The organism is Escherichia sp. MOD1-EC6842 (assembly GCF_002965705.1).
Classification (GTDB): domain Bacteria; phylum Pseudomonadota; class Gammaproteobacteria; order Enterobacterales; family Enterobacteriaceae; genus Escherichia; species Escherichia ruysiae.
Window position 1 is genome coordinate 146,892 of sequence record NZ_PTRF01000005.1, and the last position, 15,700, is coordinate 162,591.

Annotated in this window: 14 protein-coding genes and 1 pseudogene; 6 read left to right on the forward strand and 9 right to left on the reverse strand. The window is 48.2% G+C overall.

Annotated elements, in window-relative coordinates:
• Positions 1–184 precede the first annotated feature (184 nt).
• From yjhR to A7Z29_RS08115, 9 genes and pseudogenes are all read right to left on the reverse strand, one after another.
• Entirely contained in the window at positions 185–3,700 is a 3,516-nt protein-coding gene (yjhR, locus tag A7Z29_RS08075; RefSeq protein WP_105290074.1) for a helicase YjhR, read from the reverse strand.
• Positions 3,701–3,965: 265 nt separating this feature from the next.
• Positions 3,966–5,221 (reverse strand): annotated as a pseudogene (locus A7Z29_RS08080) (IS3 family transposase).
• A gap of 116 nt (positions 5,222–5,337) precedes the next feature.
• Positions 5,338–5,673, reverse strand: a complete 336-nt coding sequence (locus A7Z29_RS23660; protein ID WP_105290075.1) for an integrase — start codon at positions 5,671–5,673, stop codon at positions 5,338–5,340.
• 205 nt (positions 5,674–5,878) lie between these two features.
• The gene (locus tag A7Z29_RS08090; protein WP_105290076.1) at positions 5,879–8,212 is read right to left on the reverse strand and encodes a primase-helicase zinc-binding domain-containing protein; all 2,334 of its coding nucleotides are present in this window, start codon (positions 8,210–8,212) and stop codon (positions 5,879–5,881) included.
• A 14-nt stretch (positions 8,213–8,226) separates the two neighbouring features.
• Entirely contained in the window at positions 8,227–8,547 is a 321-nt protein-coding gene (locus A7Z29_RS08095) for a DUF5375 domain-containing protein (protein WP_000856729.1), read from the reverse strand.
• A 135-nt stretch (positions 8,548–8,682) separates the two neighbouring features.
• Positions 8,683–9,138, reverse strand: a complete 456-nt coding sequence (locus A7Z29_RS08100) for a hypothetical protein (RefSeq protein WP_000459294.1) — start codon at positions 9,136–9,138, stop codon at positions 8,683–8,685.
• The gene (locus tag A7Z29_RS08105; RefSeq protein ID WP_001244664.1) at positions 9,131–9,418 is read right to left on the reverse strand and encodes a derepression protein; all 288 of its coding nucleotides are present in this window, start codon (positions 9,416–9,418) and stop codon (positions 9,131–9,133) included. Before A7Z29_RS08105 ends, A7Z29_RS08100 begins: the two co-directional genes overlap by 8 nt.
• Positions 9,411–10,001, reverse strand: coding sequence for a host cell division inhibitor Icd-like protein (locus tag A7Z29_RS08110; protein WP_000980224.1), 591 nt, complete (start codon positions 9,999–10,001; stop codon positions 9,411–9,413). Before A7Z29_RS08110 ends, A7Z29_RS08105 begins: the two co-directional genes overlap by 8 nt.
• Positions 9,998–10,264 carry a helix-turn-helix transcriptional regulator gene (locus A7Z29_RS08115; RefSeq protein WP_001149153.1) on the reverse strand — a complete coding sequence of 89 codons (267 nt, stop codon included), beginning with the start codon at positions 10,262–10,264 and terminating at the stop codon, positions 9,998–10,000. Before A7Z29_RS08115 ends, A7Z29_RS08110 begins: the two co-directional genes overlap by 4 nt.
• Before the next feature lie 551 nt (positions 10,265–10,815).
• On the opposite strand from A7Z29_RS08115, the gene A7Z29_RS08125 reads away from it, so the two are divergent.
• The 6 genes from A7Z29_RS08125 (at position 10,816) to A7Z29_RS08150 (ending at position 15,667) form a co-directional block, all read left to right on the forward strand.
• Entirely contained in the window at positions 10,816–11,550 is a 735-nt protein-coding gene (locus A7Z29_RS08125) for a hypothetical protein (protein WP_057109959.1), read from the forward strand.
• Positions 11,547–12,047, forward strand: coding sequence for an ogr/Delta-like zinc finger family protein (locus tag A7Z29_RS08130; RefSeq protein WP_000638628.1), 501 nt, complete (start codon positions 11,547–11,549; stop codon positions 12,045–12,047). Before A7Z29_RS08125 ends, A7Z29_RS08130 begins: the two co-directional genes overlap by 4 nt.
• A 73-nt stretch (positions 12,048–12,120) precedes the next feature.
• Complete coding sequence (locus A7Z29_RS08135) at positions 12,121–12,693, forward strand: phage polarity suppression protein (RefSeq protein ID WP_000446148.1); 573 nt, start codon at positions 12,121–12,123, stop codon at positions 12,691–12,693.
• A 630-nt stretch (positions 12,694–13,323) separates the two neighbouring features.
• Positions 13,324–14,169 carry a hypothetical protein gene (locus A7Z29_RS08140; protein WP_198599420.1) on the forward strand — a complete coding sequence of 282 codons (846 nt, stop codon included), beginning with the start codon at positions 13,324–13,326 and terminating at the stop codon, positions 14,167–14,169.
• Positions 14,170–14,706 (forward strand): hypothetical protein, encoded by a 537-nt coding sequence (locus tag A7Z29_RS08145; protein WP_032149796.1) that lies wholly within the window; start codon positions 14,170–14,172, stop codon positions 14,704–14,706. It begins immediately after the preceding gene.
• The gene (locus A7Z29_RS08150; protein ID WP_105290077.1) at positions 14,657–15,667 is read left to right on the forward strand and encodes a hypothetical protein; all 1,011 of its coding nucleotides are present in this window, start codon (positions 14,657–14,659) and stop codon (positions 15,665–15,667) included. Before A7Z29_RS08145 ends, A7Z29_RS08150 begins: the two co-directional genes overlap by 50 nt.
• Positions 15,668–15,700: the final 33 nt, after the last annotated feature.

Here is a 15,700-nt window from a genome sequence, read left to right on the forward strand (position 1 = left end):
TCTTTTCTTATAATGCCAGGCGCATTATGCAAAGATGAAAGATGAGATAAACAATGAGATTGAAAATAGGGAAGGCGACTCGCAATAAATCTTATAGTCGCCTTCATATGAGTAAAATATTCTCTTTATCGATTTCACCGATGAAATTATTACGTCATCCTGTGTCAGGAACCGATCTTCGCACTTATAGCTGACGTTGATCCAGATTGCTATATATTGCCTTTATTTCATTTTTTACGCCTTCGCCACGGTACACCAAAGACGTATCGTATCGTTGATATTTATCTTCCCGCGAGGCGCTAAACCAGTTAAAAGATCCGACGCACAGCAGTTCTTCATCCTCAATCACAATTTTGCTGTGGACACGATTAACCAATTTCGTAGCGATGCCCATATTATTGAGCTTTTCAACAGCATCATTCAGCAGATGTCGTTTCTCCTGACGCTTACCATCATCGACATGCGCTATATTGCAGTTTTTATCCGTCACCACGGTAATATCAATGCCCCGGGAACGGGCCAGAGCCATTGACGCCAGAAACCCGGTTTGCTCCACTTTTTGCCAGGATAACCAGGGAGAAATAATCGTTATTTTCTTTTGCGCCCCGGCAAGAGCCTTATTCAAAAATGCATCATGCTGCTCCACACCATGCAGCGTTGAAATCTGTGCATTTGCGGAACTTAAATCTTGTCGTTTCTGAAACTCAAATTGCAACGCATTGTTGTCTGAAGCAAACAGATATGTAGCCAGTAATCCTCGCGGCGAAGAAGCTGGCTGCATCTCAATAAGATCCATATCCCCAAAAACCAGAAAACTATCTTTCGCACGTGAGACTGCGACATTCAGGATGCTGCTATTGCTGTCAATAAACCGCCCATCCTCATGTTTTGAATAGACCGTAGAGAAAAGAACTATCGCCCTCTCCGCCCCCTGCAAGGAGTGCACAGTTCCCACGGTCAGCGAATCATCTTCGTCACTGCAATTAATCTCCAGCTTACGCAATGACGTCTTGATGGCATTAACCTGTGCCGAAAATGGCGTCACAATGCCAACGACTTTATACAACGGTTCCCCGTAATGGCGTTCTATTTCTTCCTTATGAGCCACCAGCCATGCTGCAATTGTTTCAGCTTCGAGGGAGTTGTAACGGCTACCTCCATTTGGCTTCATACCCCTGCCGTCAATATGCAGATACCCCATTGCCGGGAAAATCGTCTCTTTTTCCAACCCTCTTTTGGGCTGCAACTTACCGTGATAGCAAAGTGAGTTGCAGTAGCCAATGATGTTATCGAAGCAGCGACGATGCTCATACAGATACATTCCGCGCTCAAACTTGGGATCATACTGATAGCGAGAATTGTATTGAGCAACCTTCATCACACTGCCGGATGCCGCACTTTTTCCAGACTCACACACATGGGAATATGCATTCATTAACTCTTCCTGAGTGACACCAGGAAGAATGTTATCCTCCAGCATATTGCCTATATCGGCGGCGGGTAGACAATTCCAGATAGGTGCTATTTGTTCTGTATCGCCTATTACCAGAGATTTCTTCGCCAATGCAAATGAAGCCGCAGCAACCTCCGGGAGCACCTGCCCCGCTTCATCAACGATCAGTAAATCGGCAAAGTTATATAAATAATCATTACCAGGTTTTCTGTCCCTGTCGAAAGATTTTCTCCTGCTCATATGGTAAGGCAACATGTAGCAGGTCATCACCACACAAGGGGTAAGTTTCATTCTTCTTAACCAACGAGTCTTAACGCTAATTGCCTCATTGAGTCCTTTTTCTTTTTGCAGATTATTGATAGCCGCCATATCCATCAGCCAACGCCCCTCCCAATAATGGGTCGCTAACAAGAACGCTGGAAAACGGATCTGCGTATCGGCAAGCTCGTCTGCTCCGGCCAGGGTCAATTCATCGTCGCCCCTGTAACCCAGAGCATAAATCAACTCGCGCCATTGTTTTGCCGCTTCCATTTCGCGTCGGGCTATGTCCTGCGCAAAGTTGATGTTCTGTTGGCACTCCACCTGCTCTTTTTGCGTTTTAGCAATCAAACCATCAATAAACTCATCAATATCTTCGGGATAATTTCCCTGGAACGATGTCATTCTTGCGCCGAACGTAGAATCCAGGAAGAGGTTAATCTGGTAATGGCGTTTAGTGCGAACAGCAGGAAGCCATGACAAAATCGCATACACTAGCGACTCATCAGCACGGTATTGCTGCCACTGCGTTTTACCTCTGGCTAAAAGTGAAATTTCATTGCCAATATTAAAAAGGAGTGTGTTTTTGTCCTTAAGATACTGGTCGAGATTCTCACTGATGGCTCGCCGTTCATGGCGAATATCTTTGAGTCTGCGCCATGCGGGTTCAATTTGCTGAAGTTGCATAAACTGTGAAGTTAAACGCTCATGCAAAAGCTTCACTACATGCTCTGGTGAATTGCACTCCCCGACGCCAAAAGCCGCCTCAGCTTTTTCAAGGTAAAAGGCCCGGGCATTTGCCAGGTATTCCAGGGATTCAACGCGGTTAAAAAAATCTTCAGTCTGGTATTTTTTCGCAGCCTCAATCTTACGGCTTTTAGACGGAAAATAAGCGCCATAGCTTTTTACCTCCGGCAACCAACGTCCAGCCATTACGCCAAAACCAGTAGAGAAGTCTTTTCCAAAGGCTTCAATAATATTGGTGACGGCCTGATTGTTAGTTGATGTGGCAATAATTACAGGAGGTTCAGTTTGATTAAGTGCGGCTCTTGCCCATTCGGTGGCAATAATAGAAAGCACCAGCGTGGTTTTACCGGTTCCCGGGGGACCATTGACAGCGAGCATATCGCCTGGCCGTTGAGTCAGATAATGGCTCAGGGCATCGCGCTGCGCCACAGCCAGCGGGAATTTATCGCCAGAATGCCCCAGACGTTCGCAGAACATAGCATTCTTAGCGAGAAGTGGCTCCACCGGGGCTATCTCATTTGAGGCAAAACGCGTTAATAACGGAACCTTAACCTGACTCATCAGCAGATGATCATACATAGGCAGGATATGAACACTGGCCCCTACATGCTGGCTCGCTTTGACAATATAACCGTATCCAGCCCGTTCATATGGTTCAGGTGTAGCAACCCAATTTCCAGCAACGTTTCTTAAAAGGTTGTTTGATTGTTGAAGATAATTTTGCCAATGCTGGCGATACCTGGCATGGCGCTCCGCTTTCTCTTCGTCAGTTTCTTCATAATGTTCCGGTTCATCTTCATTAATAGTGGCTGTGTTATGCGTAGTTTTGTATTTGTCATATTGCGCCAACTCACCAATAGAAAAATGACCGGAAGGGAGAGGTTCAAGCAGATCGCGGGGAATAGTAGCTGAAGCAGCGGGGAACAAAAAACCTTCTCTATTCAGGAGAGCGGAAGTAACCAGTGGCGTGATAATTGTGGGTGCACCTGCCGTTTGTTCTTTGCCATGTTTTACTATGCGGTTCCACACCTGGGGTCGTAACACGACTTCAACGGTTTTTATCGACTCCCCCTCACCGTCAAAAAATGCCCGAATAGTCTCATCATCCAACTGCCCTGCGGTGATGTTTATCCAGCGGGTGAATGAGTCGGTATCTTTACGTGAAAACGTTCCTTTACCAGATTCGGCGTCAGCTAAGGAGTTGCGCCAGTATGAAGTGAATCCCAACGTATTGCTGTCCATTTTCCATTCCGTGACATAATAGAAATCATTGATTTCATTAATGTAAATATTATTTATGATTAAACATTGTCCACGATGCGAGCGCGATCGCAATAAATATTGTGCCTGGAGGATGAATTAGATTTTCTGAAAGAGCTGAATCCTTAATAAATGAGCGCATACATACCTGGTTCGATATTCTTAAGGGATTTAATATGGATTGAATCAGGTTGACGTTAGTTGAAAAAAACAGCAGAAAAGATTTGTATAGTGCGGATTTTAGTGACTAGTCCTGATATAAGTTGACACTTTTCTGTCTGTAAAACGCCTGATGAACGTCATCGGGCGTTTTGTATTTCAGGGCCAGATGTGGCCGCTCACAGTTATAAATTGTCACGGACTCTTTTACCATTTCCCGGGCCTGCATCAGGTCTGCAGGACGCGAGAGTAAAAACTCATTTTTCAGGATACCGTTTATTCGCTCAGCCAGTGCGTTCTGGTAGCAGTCATAACCATCAGTCATTGAACAGGTTATTCCGTTTCTCTCATGGACTGACTGATAAAGAGCTGAACAGTATTGCAACCCTCTGTCAGAGTGATGTACCAGAGGACCTGTCGTTTTTCTTCGCCTCAGAGCCTGTCTGAACGCTTTTACCACATTTTCTGTCTGCAGATTTTCCCCGACATGGTAACCCATGATTTTTCTGGAGCAGGCATCAGTGACCAGACTCAGATAAGCCATGCCGCTGAGCAGGGGAAGGTAAGTAATGTCGGCAACCCAGACCTGCTCTGGCTCAAGGGCGGTAACCTGCTCCGGGCCGGGTTTCAGCAGATTGGGATACCGGTAAAAGCGGTGATGGCTGTTGGTAGTTTTGTGATATGCCCGCTTTACTGGCACCAGGAGCCGATATTCATCCAGCAGGTTAAACAAACGGTCTCGTCCGATATTCAGCCTTTTATCGGCCTGCGTGTTCAGCAGATAGTGCAGTTTACGCGTACCGATTCGCGGCTGACGACATCTGATACGGGCAACAAAATCAAGAACCTGAGCATGATGTTCCTGCCGTTTTCTGCGCCTTGCGTTGTCCTGATACCATGCCTGTCTGCTGTGCCCCAGGAACTGACATGCACGCGTAACAGTTATTTTTGGGGCCGAACTTTGCGCGAGGACTTGCCGGGCCGCTTTTTTACGATACTCACCCCATAATCATTTTTCAGGACATTGATAACCGACTAAAAAAACTCAGCTTTCTGGTTCGCCAGCTCAAGCTGCTCTTCAAGTTATCTGGTTCTTTGCTCGGGTGTGAGCGGGATAGTTGTCTGAGTCACAGGCAGTTTCCTCTTCACCAGATCAGGAAGTCCGGGACTCCAGTCAAGCTGGCCATATTTACGCAACCAGACAAGAACGGTGGAGCGCCCCTGAATGCCATACCGCTGCTGGGCCTGTTTATAAGTCATCTCGCCTTTTTCAACCTGCTCAACAACAGCTATTTTAAAGGATAGTGGATAATCACGTTGGGTGCGTTTGAACTCAGTCATCATCACGTTCTCCGGATTTAAGTCTGGAACGTGTCAACGCTATTCAGGACGGGTCATAGACACAAAAAAAGCCGCTATTGAGCGACTTGATTTGCATACTTTTGGTGCGAAGGCCGGACTCAAACATCAAAATAATTTAATGATAAAAAACAAATAATAAAACACAACAATGAAATATGCCCCCTTTTGTGCCCCCACTGTTTTTCTGACCAATCTATTTTCAGCCCATCAATAAATCGGAAAGTTAAATCATTTTTAATCAGTAAGTTTGGATCCGTAGCTCGGATCCAAACCAGTGCATCTTTTATCCACATAAAAATTTTTTTTTCGAAAGAACTGTTCACACTGTTCACCTTCCTGTTTTCTCCTTTTATTTCAGAGTGATAGGTGGTGAATAATGGGTGAAGGGTGAACATTCGATTCTTCACCTCCGGCATTCTGCCGGTGTGACTCATACCGGTGATTAATCCCCCGTACTGAAATCACTCAGGAAGAAAAAAGTTTTTTTTGATTTGATTGTTCACACTGTTCACCTTTCGTTTTTCTCTTTTAATTTCAGTATGATAACGGGTGAATATACGGTGAAGGGTGAACACTGGATTGTTCACCTTCGGGGGATGTCGGGATAAAAAAAAGACCGGCAGATGCCGGTCAGGTGGGTCAGGTTGTTGCAGGGGCGTCACATTTTGGCAGCCAGTCGCCGTAGCTTTCCTCTTTCAGCGTCAGGTTGGTCTGTATCCCCTGTTTGGTATGGCGCTTCTCGTAATTCAGTCCGTATTCCTTCAGCATCACCGGCAGCCCCAGCCCGAACATTTTCAGACTGAGTACATTCCGGTAGCCGTTTGCCTCCATGTAGGCCAGATAGGCGTGATAGAGGTATTTACGGTAATTGCGCGGGATGATACTGGCGTTCCCCATATACATGCCGCTGGTCTGCGGCAGGGTTTCCAGATAGCCGATAAAATCAAACGTCGGGTCGGCATCCCGTTTGATGTTCAGTGCCTCGTCTGAGTTCTGCTGGGACTGAAGCAGTGACCGGGCGAGCATCGGGTCGCTGAACTTCTGCATCAGGTGACGCACGATGACCGCCAGCTCGCGGGTGATTTTGTCCTTAAGCTGCGGGTCGCGCTCCTGCGGGGCTATCTGTTCCGGGAAGTGAATAATCACCCGCCGGCGTGACACGCCGCCGCTGCGGTCGGTGAAGCGCATCGGGTTATTGTTCACGGCCAGAATTACCGCCGGGATATGCGTGGAGTATGCATCCCGGTATTTCGGGTCAACGGACACCGCATCGCCGCCGGTGATGGCCTTGAGTCCGGCTCCTTCGCCGCTCCATTTTTCCTGGTCCGGCAGGCGTATCAGTGAGAAGCCAGTTAACGCGGCACGTTCACGCAGGGATTCCAGCGTCTCGATGGTGGCCGACGTGGCGTTATCCTCACCGGCCAGCAGGGTGGCTATTTCGGCCATGATACTTTTGCCGCTGCCGCCGGGACCGGTCACCTCCAGAAAGAGCTGCCAGTCGTAGCGGTTTGCCAGCACCATAAACAGTGCGGCCAGAATCACGTCGCGTTTTTCCGCACGGCCACCGGCGGCACGGTCAAGCCAGCGCCAGAACGCGGGGGCGTGGGTCTCCAGCGTTTCACCGTCCACCGGCGGGGTGAAATCCACATCGCACAGGGTGCGCATCCAGTGTGACGGACTGTGCGGGTGGAACGTGCCGTTCTGCGTGTCGAGCACGCCGTTACGAAAGCCAATCAGGCGGCGGGAGGGGGCTTCCTGCTGCGGAATAATCAGCTTCAGGGTGTCCACCACGGAGGCCACCTTCCCGGAGGAGAACGGCGCGCGCAGACGCTGAAACAGCCCGGCCACATCCCGGGCAAAGTCCTGTGGCGGCAGCACCTTCCAGACACCATTTTCATAGCGGGACAGAAGCTGGCCGTTGGCATCGACCGCGAGCGCCTCGCCGTAATGCTCATAGATACGCATGGCCTTTTCGCTGGTACTCATGGCGGAAAACTCTGCTTCGCTCATGGTGTCGAACGGGCTTTCAGCCGGTGGCCGGATGGCATCGTAAATGGCCTTACGGGTGGCCTCCCCGCCGTACTGCGTGAAGGCATCATTCCAGTCACCGAAGACCGGCGGCAGGGCAACAACGCCCTCACACACATCTGCGGCTGCGGCGGCTTTTTTCTGGCCGTCACCGCTGAGGTCACGGTCTGCGGCAAGGACAATCTGACAGGCCGGATGCTTCTGCCGGGCAAGGCTGGCCAGAGAAAGGAGGTTCACGGAAGAAAGCGCCACCATCACCGTTTCACCGGTCAGGTGATGTACGGTAAGTGCGGTCGCGTATCCCTCCGCTATCCACAGACGTTTTCCGGCCTGATTCTGTCCTTCAAGGGTGTGACAGGTGCCCCTGACCTGTCCGCCTTTCAGGGTGCGCTTACGGCCGTCAGCACTGATTAACTGAAGGTTAACCAGTTCGCCGCTGTCGTCATACAGTGGCACCACAAGGTCACCGGCGCGCCAGCTCACGCCACCGGCTCTGTGTGTGCCGGTCAGCATCCGGCATTCCCGGCCGGGAAAGCCCTTGCGGGTCAGGTAGGCGTTACCGGTTCCGGGACGGGTTTTTGCCATCAGGGTTTGTGCCAGTGCGGCGGCGTTCTTCCGGGCAGCGTCTGTTTCAGCAACGGCGGCGGCCGTCACTGCCGGGTCAGCCGGGGGCAGACTGCCGGTCACGGCAGCCACCTTTGCGGCCGCGTCGGACGGGGAAACACCAAACACCTTTTCAACCAGTTTCAGGCCGTCACCGGCACCACACTGATTGCAGTACCAGGTGCCGCGCCCCTCCCTGTCATCAAAACGGAAGCGGTCACTCCCGCCACAGACCGGACAGGGCTGATGACGTTTTTTCAGCACCTGAATCCCCAGCGCCGGGAGGATACGCGGCCAGTGGCCGAGTGCATGGCTGACGGTGGCGGTTACGTTCATTTTCATGGTGTTGTTCTCCTTCAGTGCAGTACCGGTGCTTTTATGTGACGGGCACAGAGTTCATCCATCACAACCAGCCCGAGAAAGGACAGCGACGGTGCGGCCTTCAGGGGGCCGGATTCCATTAAATCTTCCAGCAGGGCACAGGCTATCTGACGCCCTTTTTCCTCACCGTGCTGGCGCAGATAAAAGCCCTCCAGCTCAGCGGCGATGGCCGCCTCCAGTGATTCAAGGGTGAGATGCGGGTAGCGGTGCTGACGTTCGCACACGGTCAGCCAGGCACAGGCGACAGCACGACGGTAAAGGGCTGCGCGTAAGACGGGCGGTAAGGGTGTTTTCATTTGCTTTCCTCCCTGTGACAGATGACTGCATTCCGTGCCGGTTGCATTAACTGATAAGGCATATCTGCGTCTCCTGAAGACGTGCGTATCCCTGCGCGAATACGCACATTTAATTTTTCGGGTGTCGTTTTTTAATTACAGATAATTGCGGTAACTGTTATCCGGGGTGATTTCCGGGTCAGGCTCCGTGCGGGGAATTTCCCGCCATTCCCGCGCCACCGGTGCCGCCCGGCTGACCGGAACAGGGTCCTGCGGGTAAATATCCAGATATTTCTCCCGCCATTTCTGTAATTCCGGGTCTCCGGCCATTTCTTTCAGTACCGCATGCCGGTTTACGGGGCTGCGTTTGAACAGGTCAGGACGGTCACAGGTAAATTCCCGCAGAAAACGCCCCAGCGGGATGTCTGTGGTGCGCCCGTCAGCGAGGATACGCACAAGGATACTGAATTTACGGCGGTACGGATTCCAGACAATGTCCGGGCAGCGGTACGGCATTTCCCACGGAATACCGTCTTCCAGAATGCCGACCACGGCCACATCGGGAAAACCGGCAGAACGGTAAATCTCACCGGGCTGGGGAAAATCAAACATGCGTCTTGTCTCCCCGGTCTTTCTGCTGGGCGAGAAAATCGCGGCACAGGCCTTTGGCTTTCAGCTCATTCAGCACAAAATCAATATCTTCATTCAGGTAGCTGAAAATATGCGGAATGTAGAGCTGATGCAGGCCGGAGAGTTCACGGTGAATCAAATCACCCCCAACAAACTGGGATACGGCGCTGGCGCGGTTGAGCTTATGGTAAGCCTCAATGCTGAGGTGTTCACGGGCGTCATGACGCGCTGAGACGGTCTGAGGGGCTTTTTTATTACGCACGGGACACCTCCACCACCGGCAGACGGGCAGCAAGGGAGAGCACATAGTCACGGACAAGGGAACGGCGGGCGCTGCGTTCATCACCGGCGACGGTGCGAAGCATACAGATACGGGGATGACGGTCTGCGCGACGGACAGCCGCAAACACAAAGACAAATTCAGGGTGTGAGGGGGTAAGGGTCGTAGCCATAAGGCAACCTCCGATAACAGCGTAAATGACGCTATCGCCGGAGTTCTCACGCTCGATGGCGATAGCCCAGACGGGGGTGAGAATACCGGCGTTATCGGAAACCGGCCAGCCCGGAGGCTGCCCCGCCTGAGCTACCATTGACTCAGTGGCATAACATGCGATTGCGAACAGGATCATACCTGCACGGCAAACCACACGCCACACCATAATCTGGCGCTCTGTGGCGTTGATTGCGACACAAAAAAAGACGCATGGCGCGTCATATGTCGCCGATAACATACTCGGGTTCTCACGCCCGGCTGCCGATTTTGCGGCAGCGGAAAAACTATATCCGCAAATGCCGGAAAAAGGCAAGCCAGAAAAAGGGAGTTTTTGCAGAGCGGGCATCATCATGCGTCGTACCCCCGTTTGCGTCCGGCAATGCGCCCGGCCATCCATGCGGTGATTTCAGAGTGCAGCCAGGCCACATTTTTACCGCCAAGACTCACCTGCGGCGGAAATTCCCCCTTACGGATGAGTTCGTAGATGGTCGAGCGTGACAGGCCGCACAGGTGCATCACTTCCGGCAGACGTAAAAAACGCTCCTGTGTGATGTCCGGCAGCGGAATCAGTGGCGTCACAGGGGCGGGAGACGGGGAAGAAAAAACAGCTTGCATCGGGCTACCTCGTTAATGTCCATACAGCACCGGATAAGTCCGTCCGGCTTCGGGTAGCGCTTTATTTTGTGAATATTTTTGGCAGACGCAACAGGGGGGATTTGTTCAGGCAGCCTTACAATGGCTGTGTGTTTTTTATCCATCCGGACTGGAAGGGTCTCAAAGGGTTCTGAAGGACCTGGAATTTTTTATAGTGAAATACAAATTGTTTTTTCTTATTTATTTTAGTGAATTAATAAAAATAAAAAGTAATAAACAGCACAAAAAGCCCATCAACGGGTGAACAGTGGTGAACAGACGGTGAACAGTCATTACTGCAATTGTTCACCCTTTAACTTACTGTATTACTTATCTTTTTTATTAAGGTGAACAGAGGTGAACAGTAAAATATAAAAAAACAAACAGTAAGCCGGTTTTTCCTGCGACCTTTTCCTGGCTTGCCGGTGTGAGGATGAGTCTCCTGTGTCAGGGCTGGCACATCTGCAATGCGTCGTGTTGTTGTCCGGTGTACGTCACAATTTTCTCAACCTGAAGTGACGAGGAGCCGGAAAATGTCTGACAACACCATCCCTGAATATCTGCAATCCGCGCTGGCACAACTGGAAAAGGCCAGAGCTGCTCATCTTGAGAACGCCCGCCTGATGGATGAGACCGTCACGGCCATTGAACGGGCAGAGCAGGAAAAAAATGCGCTGGCGCAGGCCGACGGAAACGACGCTGACGACTGGCGCACGGCCTTTCGTGCAGCCGGTGGTGTCCTGAGCGACGAGCTGAAACAGCGCCACATTGAGCGCGTGGCACGCCGGGAGCTGGTACAGGAATATGACAATCTGGCCGTGGTGCTGAATTTTGAACGCGAACGCCTGAAAGGGGCGTGTGACAGCACGGCCACCGCCTACCGGAAGGCACATCATCACCTTCTGAGTCTGTATGCAGAGCATGAGCTGGAACACGCCCTGAATGAAACCTGTGAGGCGCTTGTCCGGGCAATGCATCTGAGCATTCTGGTACAGGAAAATCCGCTCGCCAACACCACCGGCCATCAGGGCTACGTCGCACCCGATAAAGCTGTCATGCAGCAGGTGAAATCATCGCTGGAACAGAAAATTAAACAGATGCAAATCAGCCTCACCGGCGAGCCGGTTCTCCGGCTGACCGGACTGTCAGCGGCAACACTCCCGCACATGGATTATGAGGTGGCAGGCACACCGGCACAGCGCAAGGTGTGGCAGGACAAAATAGACCAGCAGGGTGCAGAGCTTAAGGCCAGAGGACTGCTGTCATGATTTACTGCCCGTCGTGTGGACATGTTGCTCACACCCGCCGCGCACATTTCATGGACGATGGCACCAAGATAATGATTGCACAGTGCCGGAATATTTATTGCTCTGCGACATTTGAAGCGAGTGAAAGCTTTTTCTCTGACTGTAAAGATTCAGGAATGGAATACATTTCAGGCAAACAGAGATACCGCGATTCACTGACTTCTGCCTCCGGCAGTATGAAACGCCCGAAAAGAATGCTTGTTACCGGATATTGTTGTCGGAGATGTAAAGGCCTTGCACTGTCAAGAACATCGCGGCGTCTGTCTCAGGAAGTCACCGAACGTTTTTATGTGTGCACGGATCCGGGCTGTGGTCTGGTGTTTAAAACGCTTCAGACCATCAACCGCTTCATTGTCCGCCCGGTCACACCGGACGAACTGGCAGAACGCCTGCATGAAAAACAGGAACTGCCGCCAGTACGGTTAAAAACACAATCATATTCGCTGCGTCTGGAATGAGGGCTGCCGGTTAACACCGGCCGTCGCCGCACACCGTATTTTTATTCTTCAGCATGATGAGAAAGAGATAACGATGGAAAGCACAGCCTTACAGCAGGCCTTTGACACCTGTCAGAATAACAAAGCAGCATGGCTGCAACGCAAAAATGAGCTGGCAGCGGCCGAACAGGAATATCTGCGGCTTCTGTCAGGAGAAGGCAGAAACGTCAGCCGCCTGGACGAATTACGCAATATTATCGAAGTCAGAAAATGGCAGGTGAATCAGGCCGCCGGTCGTTATATTCGTTCGCATGAAGCCGTTCAGCACATCAGCATCCGCGACCGGCTGAATGATTTTATGCAGCAGCACGGCACAGTACTGGCGGCCGCACTGGCACCGGAGCTGATGGGCTACAGTGAGCTGACGGCCATTGCCCGAAACTGTGCCATACAGCGTGCCACAGATGCCCTGCGTGAAGCCCTCCTGTCCTGGCTTGCGAAGGGTGAAAAAATTAATTATTCCGCACAGGATAGCGACATTTTAACGACCATCGGATTCAGGCCTGACGTGGCTTCGGTGGATGACAGCCGTGAAAAATTCACCCCTGCGCAGAACATGATTTTTTCGCGTAAAAGTGCGCAACTGGCATCACGTCAGTCAGTGTAAAATTCCCCGAAAATCCGCCCGTTTTTACTGAAAAAAGCCATGCATCGATAAGGTGCATGGCTTTGCATGCGTTTCCCTGCCTCATTTTCTGCAGACCGCGCCATTCCCGGCGCGGTCTGAGCGTGTCAGTGCAACTGCATTAAAACCGCCCCGCAAAGCGGGCGGGCGTGGCGGGGAGAGCATTGCGCGCCATGCCGTGAGGATAATTATTTAATTAATATTCAGCTCATGACGTCTGTAATTGGGAAGAAGTGAAAAATGCTCATGTAACTTATGAATATTTAACGTTAAACCGATCAAATTCTAGGGTGAAAACATTGCCCGCACGAAGTCAATGGGGTTATGCTTAATTTTTGATCATGATACATATCCCAAGATAAGAAGCTAAGGAAAGAGCATGAATGTAGGGCATCTCAATTTCTTCAAGGTTAATAAGTGCGGTTTATACAAGGTAAATGATGACAATACCTATGGTTTAGAACTTAGCGAAACATTTGACCTCATACAGGATTGGGTGGGAACTAATCTCTTGCACTCACGATACCATGGGATCCAAAAGAAAAACCAAACAGATCAAAGTGTTATTGCAAGGATATTTATAAGGATGAAAATACTGGTGATTTCTTAGTCATGTTATGGAAATCTGATACTGATAGTACGGGCTCTTTATTAGGAGCTAGTGAAGACGGTGAAATCGGAAGCTCATCGGTGGTTAAATATACTAATAGCTACAGAGGGAAAAAAGTTATCTGGGGTCGGCCATGCTTTTATTGGGTTATACCTGAACTTGAAACTATAGTATCCATTAAATTCGACCATTCTGTTTGTGACTCTGAACTATTTCAAGACTATGTACACTCATCTATTACTAATAGAGTTAAACATAGCAAAAGGGTTAAAAATAAAACCGAGAAAGGTTATATAAGGCTATCTAATACCGATGACGAAGACTTATATAAATATATGTACAGGTTTGATATGAAGCTCAGAAGCTTAGAAACTACTCATACTGAGTTAGGTAAACTAATACCAAAAATAACACACATAGTTCGCAGGGAAACTATTATTATAAATCCAAATGATGCACGAGCTGATTGGTTAAAGACCTTTAGCACTCTCGTTCCATTTGTGTCCGGAAAGAAAAATGCCAAAACAAGACAAATTGAAATAAAAGCAGAAGCAAAACCATCCTTGAATGAAGTTCAAGAAATCATTGAAAAGTATTCGGCTGAGGATAGAGAAAAACGTCTTTGGGACAATGTTGGATTTGCTACAGACAAGGGTATAACTTGGGTGGATAAATATAGAATGCGTGATATTCTCAATGTCCCTTCTGACGACTATTCAACATATTCCGCCGCATATATTTACGAACAAATATCACACAAAAGAAAAGAATTTATTTCCCCTATATTAAAAGAATTAAAAGCATTACAATCTCAACCAAGAATAAAGAAAGCATCTGGAGAGGATTGAATATTGAAAGCTATAGCAGGCATAGCCAAATACACATGGATATACATGGCGATATTCATTATATCGCTGATGATTATTTCGTCATCCGATATTAACTATGTGTATAACGATTTTGCCAACTATTGCACTCTTCTCGTATCAGTTTCTGGAATGGTTTTTACTATTATGGGAATTTGGTTAGCGTTTCTTTACCCAAATGCTTTGCAGCGTATTGTGAACCCCAAAACTATAGAAACCGTTGATTTCACCGAACAACTGGAAGATACAAGAAGATTAGAAGCAATAGTTGGAAGTGTTCTAAAATCATCTTTCGTTATGATTACTTTACTTGTTGTATACTTAGTTAAACTAGTGTTTTTCAAAAGTCATCTTTATTTAGAGAGCCAAGATGTAATAAAAAACACATCTTTAGCATTAATTATTGCTATTTCGTACATGCAGATTGAGGCAGTAATTAGCGTAATACTTGCAAATGTTATGTTTATCAATGATTTACATAACAAGCGAGAGCAAAGAGACATTGATGATCAAGTATGAGGGAAAAATGAAAAGGAATATACGTGTTATACCTAAAAATATTCATAGCAAGTTAAGAAGGCTTGGTAATACAGTTGTTGCTGGCACTTCTATTGCATTTACGGAAAACCAATTAAAAAGTGGAGCATTAGAGCACCTTGGAATATATTTTGATAATGGTGTTAATGCTTATGAGACGTCGGTCATACCAGATCCATTGCAGGGTAAATATTCACTTAAAAATGTTTTTGGTGAAGAAATTGTCAGAAAAGACCTCCCAAAAGAAACTCATTACACTGAAATTGAGTCACCTAACTGGGGTGATAGCTCTAATGGTACACATACTGTTAGATTACCTTACGAGAAATATCCCAGAGACATTATACCACCAACACTCATAGCCATTGAAATTAATCACAAACAGCCCTCGGACAGCCATTTCATATTTAACTTCAGAGTAACTAGAATTTTAGATAAACAATCAAATAAGTTTGATGATGAATTATTATTTGATTTAAATCTTCTTCAAGAAAATCTTGGTAAATGTGGAATTGAGAATGCTGATAAACCCATATCGACTTATGCTGATACACTTATAGTCTCATGGGAAATATTTCCACCAGGTAGTAAAGAAGAAACTTTAGCAAGAATTTTTAGAGGTAAAAATATCACTTCCGACAAGAAAAATGTCGCTGAAAATAGATATGACTTCTTCATGAGTCTTGAACCTAAAAAAATCGTCACAGGAAACAGCACGTTCAGTAATTATATTGGAGCTATGCTGGAGGACGATTTGGTTGTATTTGAAAACATAGAATATGGTAATGCTATATATATCCTCTATGATAACTGGGATGATATCAGCAAGCTATCTCGAATTGACTTATTATCAGGAAGAGCAGGAAGTAATTTCGATAGAATAATCCATAGTGGCAATTGGAAAGATGAAGTACGAAAAAAAGTTGCTGCTGGAAGATTATGATCAAAGTGTTTAATACAGAAATAAACGCCTATA

Bases quoted from the DNA above. Each gene is read 5' to 3' on its own strand.
- A7Z29_RS08090 (WP_105290076.1), bottom strand. From the start codon at position 8,212: ATGAAAATGAACGTAACCGCCACCGTCAGCCATGCACTCGGCCACTGG.
- A7Z29_RS08140 (WP_198599420.1), top strand. From the start codon at position 13,324: ATGTTATGGAAATCTGATACTGATAGTACGGGCTCTTTATTAGGAGCT.
- A7Z29_RS08110 (WP_000980224.1), bottom strand. From the start codon at position 10,001: ATGATGATGCCCGCTCTGCAAAAACTCCCTTTTTCTGGCTTGCCTTTT.
- yjhR (WP_105290074.1), bottom strand. From the start codon at position 3,700: ATGGACAGCAATACGTTGGGATTCACTTCATACTGGCGCAACTCCTTA.
- A7Z29_RS23660 (WP_105290075.1), bottom strand. From the start codon at position 5,673: ATGAGTCACACCGGCAGAATGCCGGAGGTGAAGAATCGAATGTTCACC.
- A7Z29_RS08115 (WP_001149153.1), bottom strand. From the start codon at position 10,264: ATGCAAGCTGTTTTTTCTTCCCCGTCTCCCGCCCCTGTGACGCCACTG.
- A7Z29_RS08130 (WP_000638628.1), top strand. From the start codon at position 11,547: ATGATTTACTGCCCGTCGTGTGGACATGTTGCTCACACCCGCCGCGCA.
- A7Z29_RS08095 (WP_000856729.1), bottom strand. From the start codon at position 8,547: ATGAAAACACCCTTACCGCCCGTCTTACGCGCAGCCCTTTACCGTCGT.
- A7Z29_RS08150 (WP_105290077.1), top strand. From the start codon at position 14,657: ATGATTTACATAACAAGCGAGAGCAAAGAGACATTGATGATCAAGTAT.
- A7Z29_RS08125 (WP_057109959.1), top strand. From the start codon at position 10,816: ATGTCTGACAACACCATCCCTGAATATCTGCAATCCGCGCTGGCACAA.
- A7Z29_RS08100 (WP_000459294.1), bottom strand. From the start codon at position 9,138: ATGTTTGATTTTCCCCAGCCCGGTGAGATTTACCGTTCTGCCGGTTTT.
- A7Z29_RS08135 (WP_000446148.1), top strand. From the start codon at position 12,121: ATGGAAAGCACAGCCTTACAGCAGGCCTTTGACACCTGTCAGAATAAC.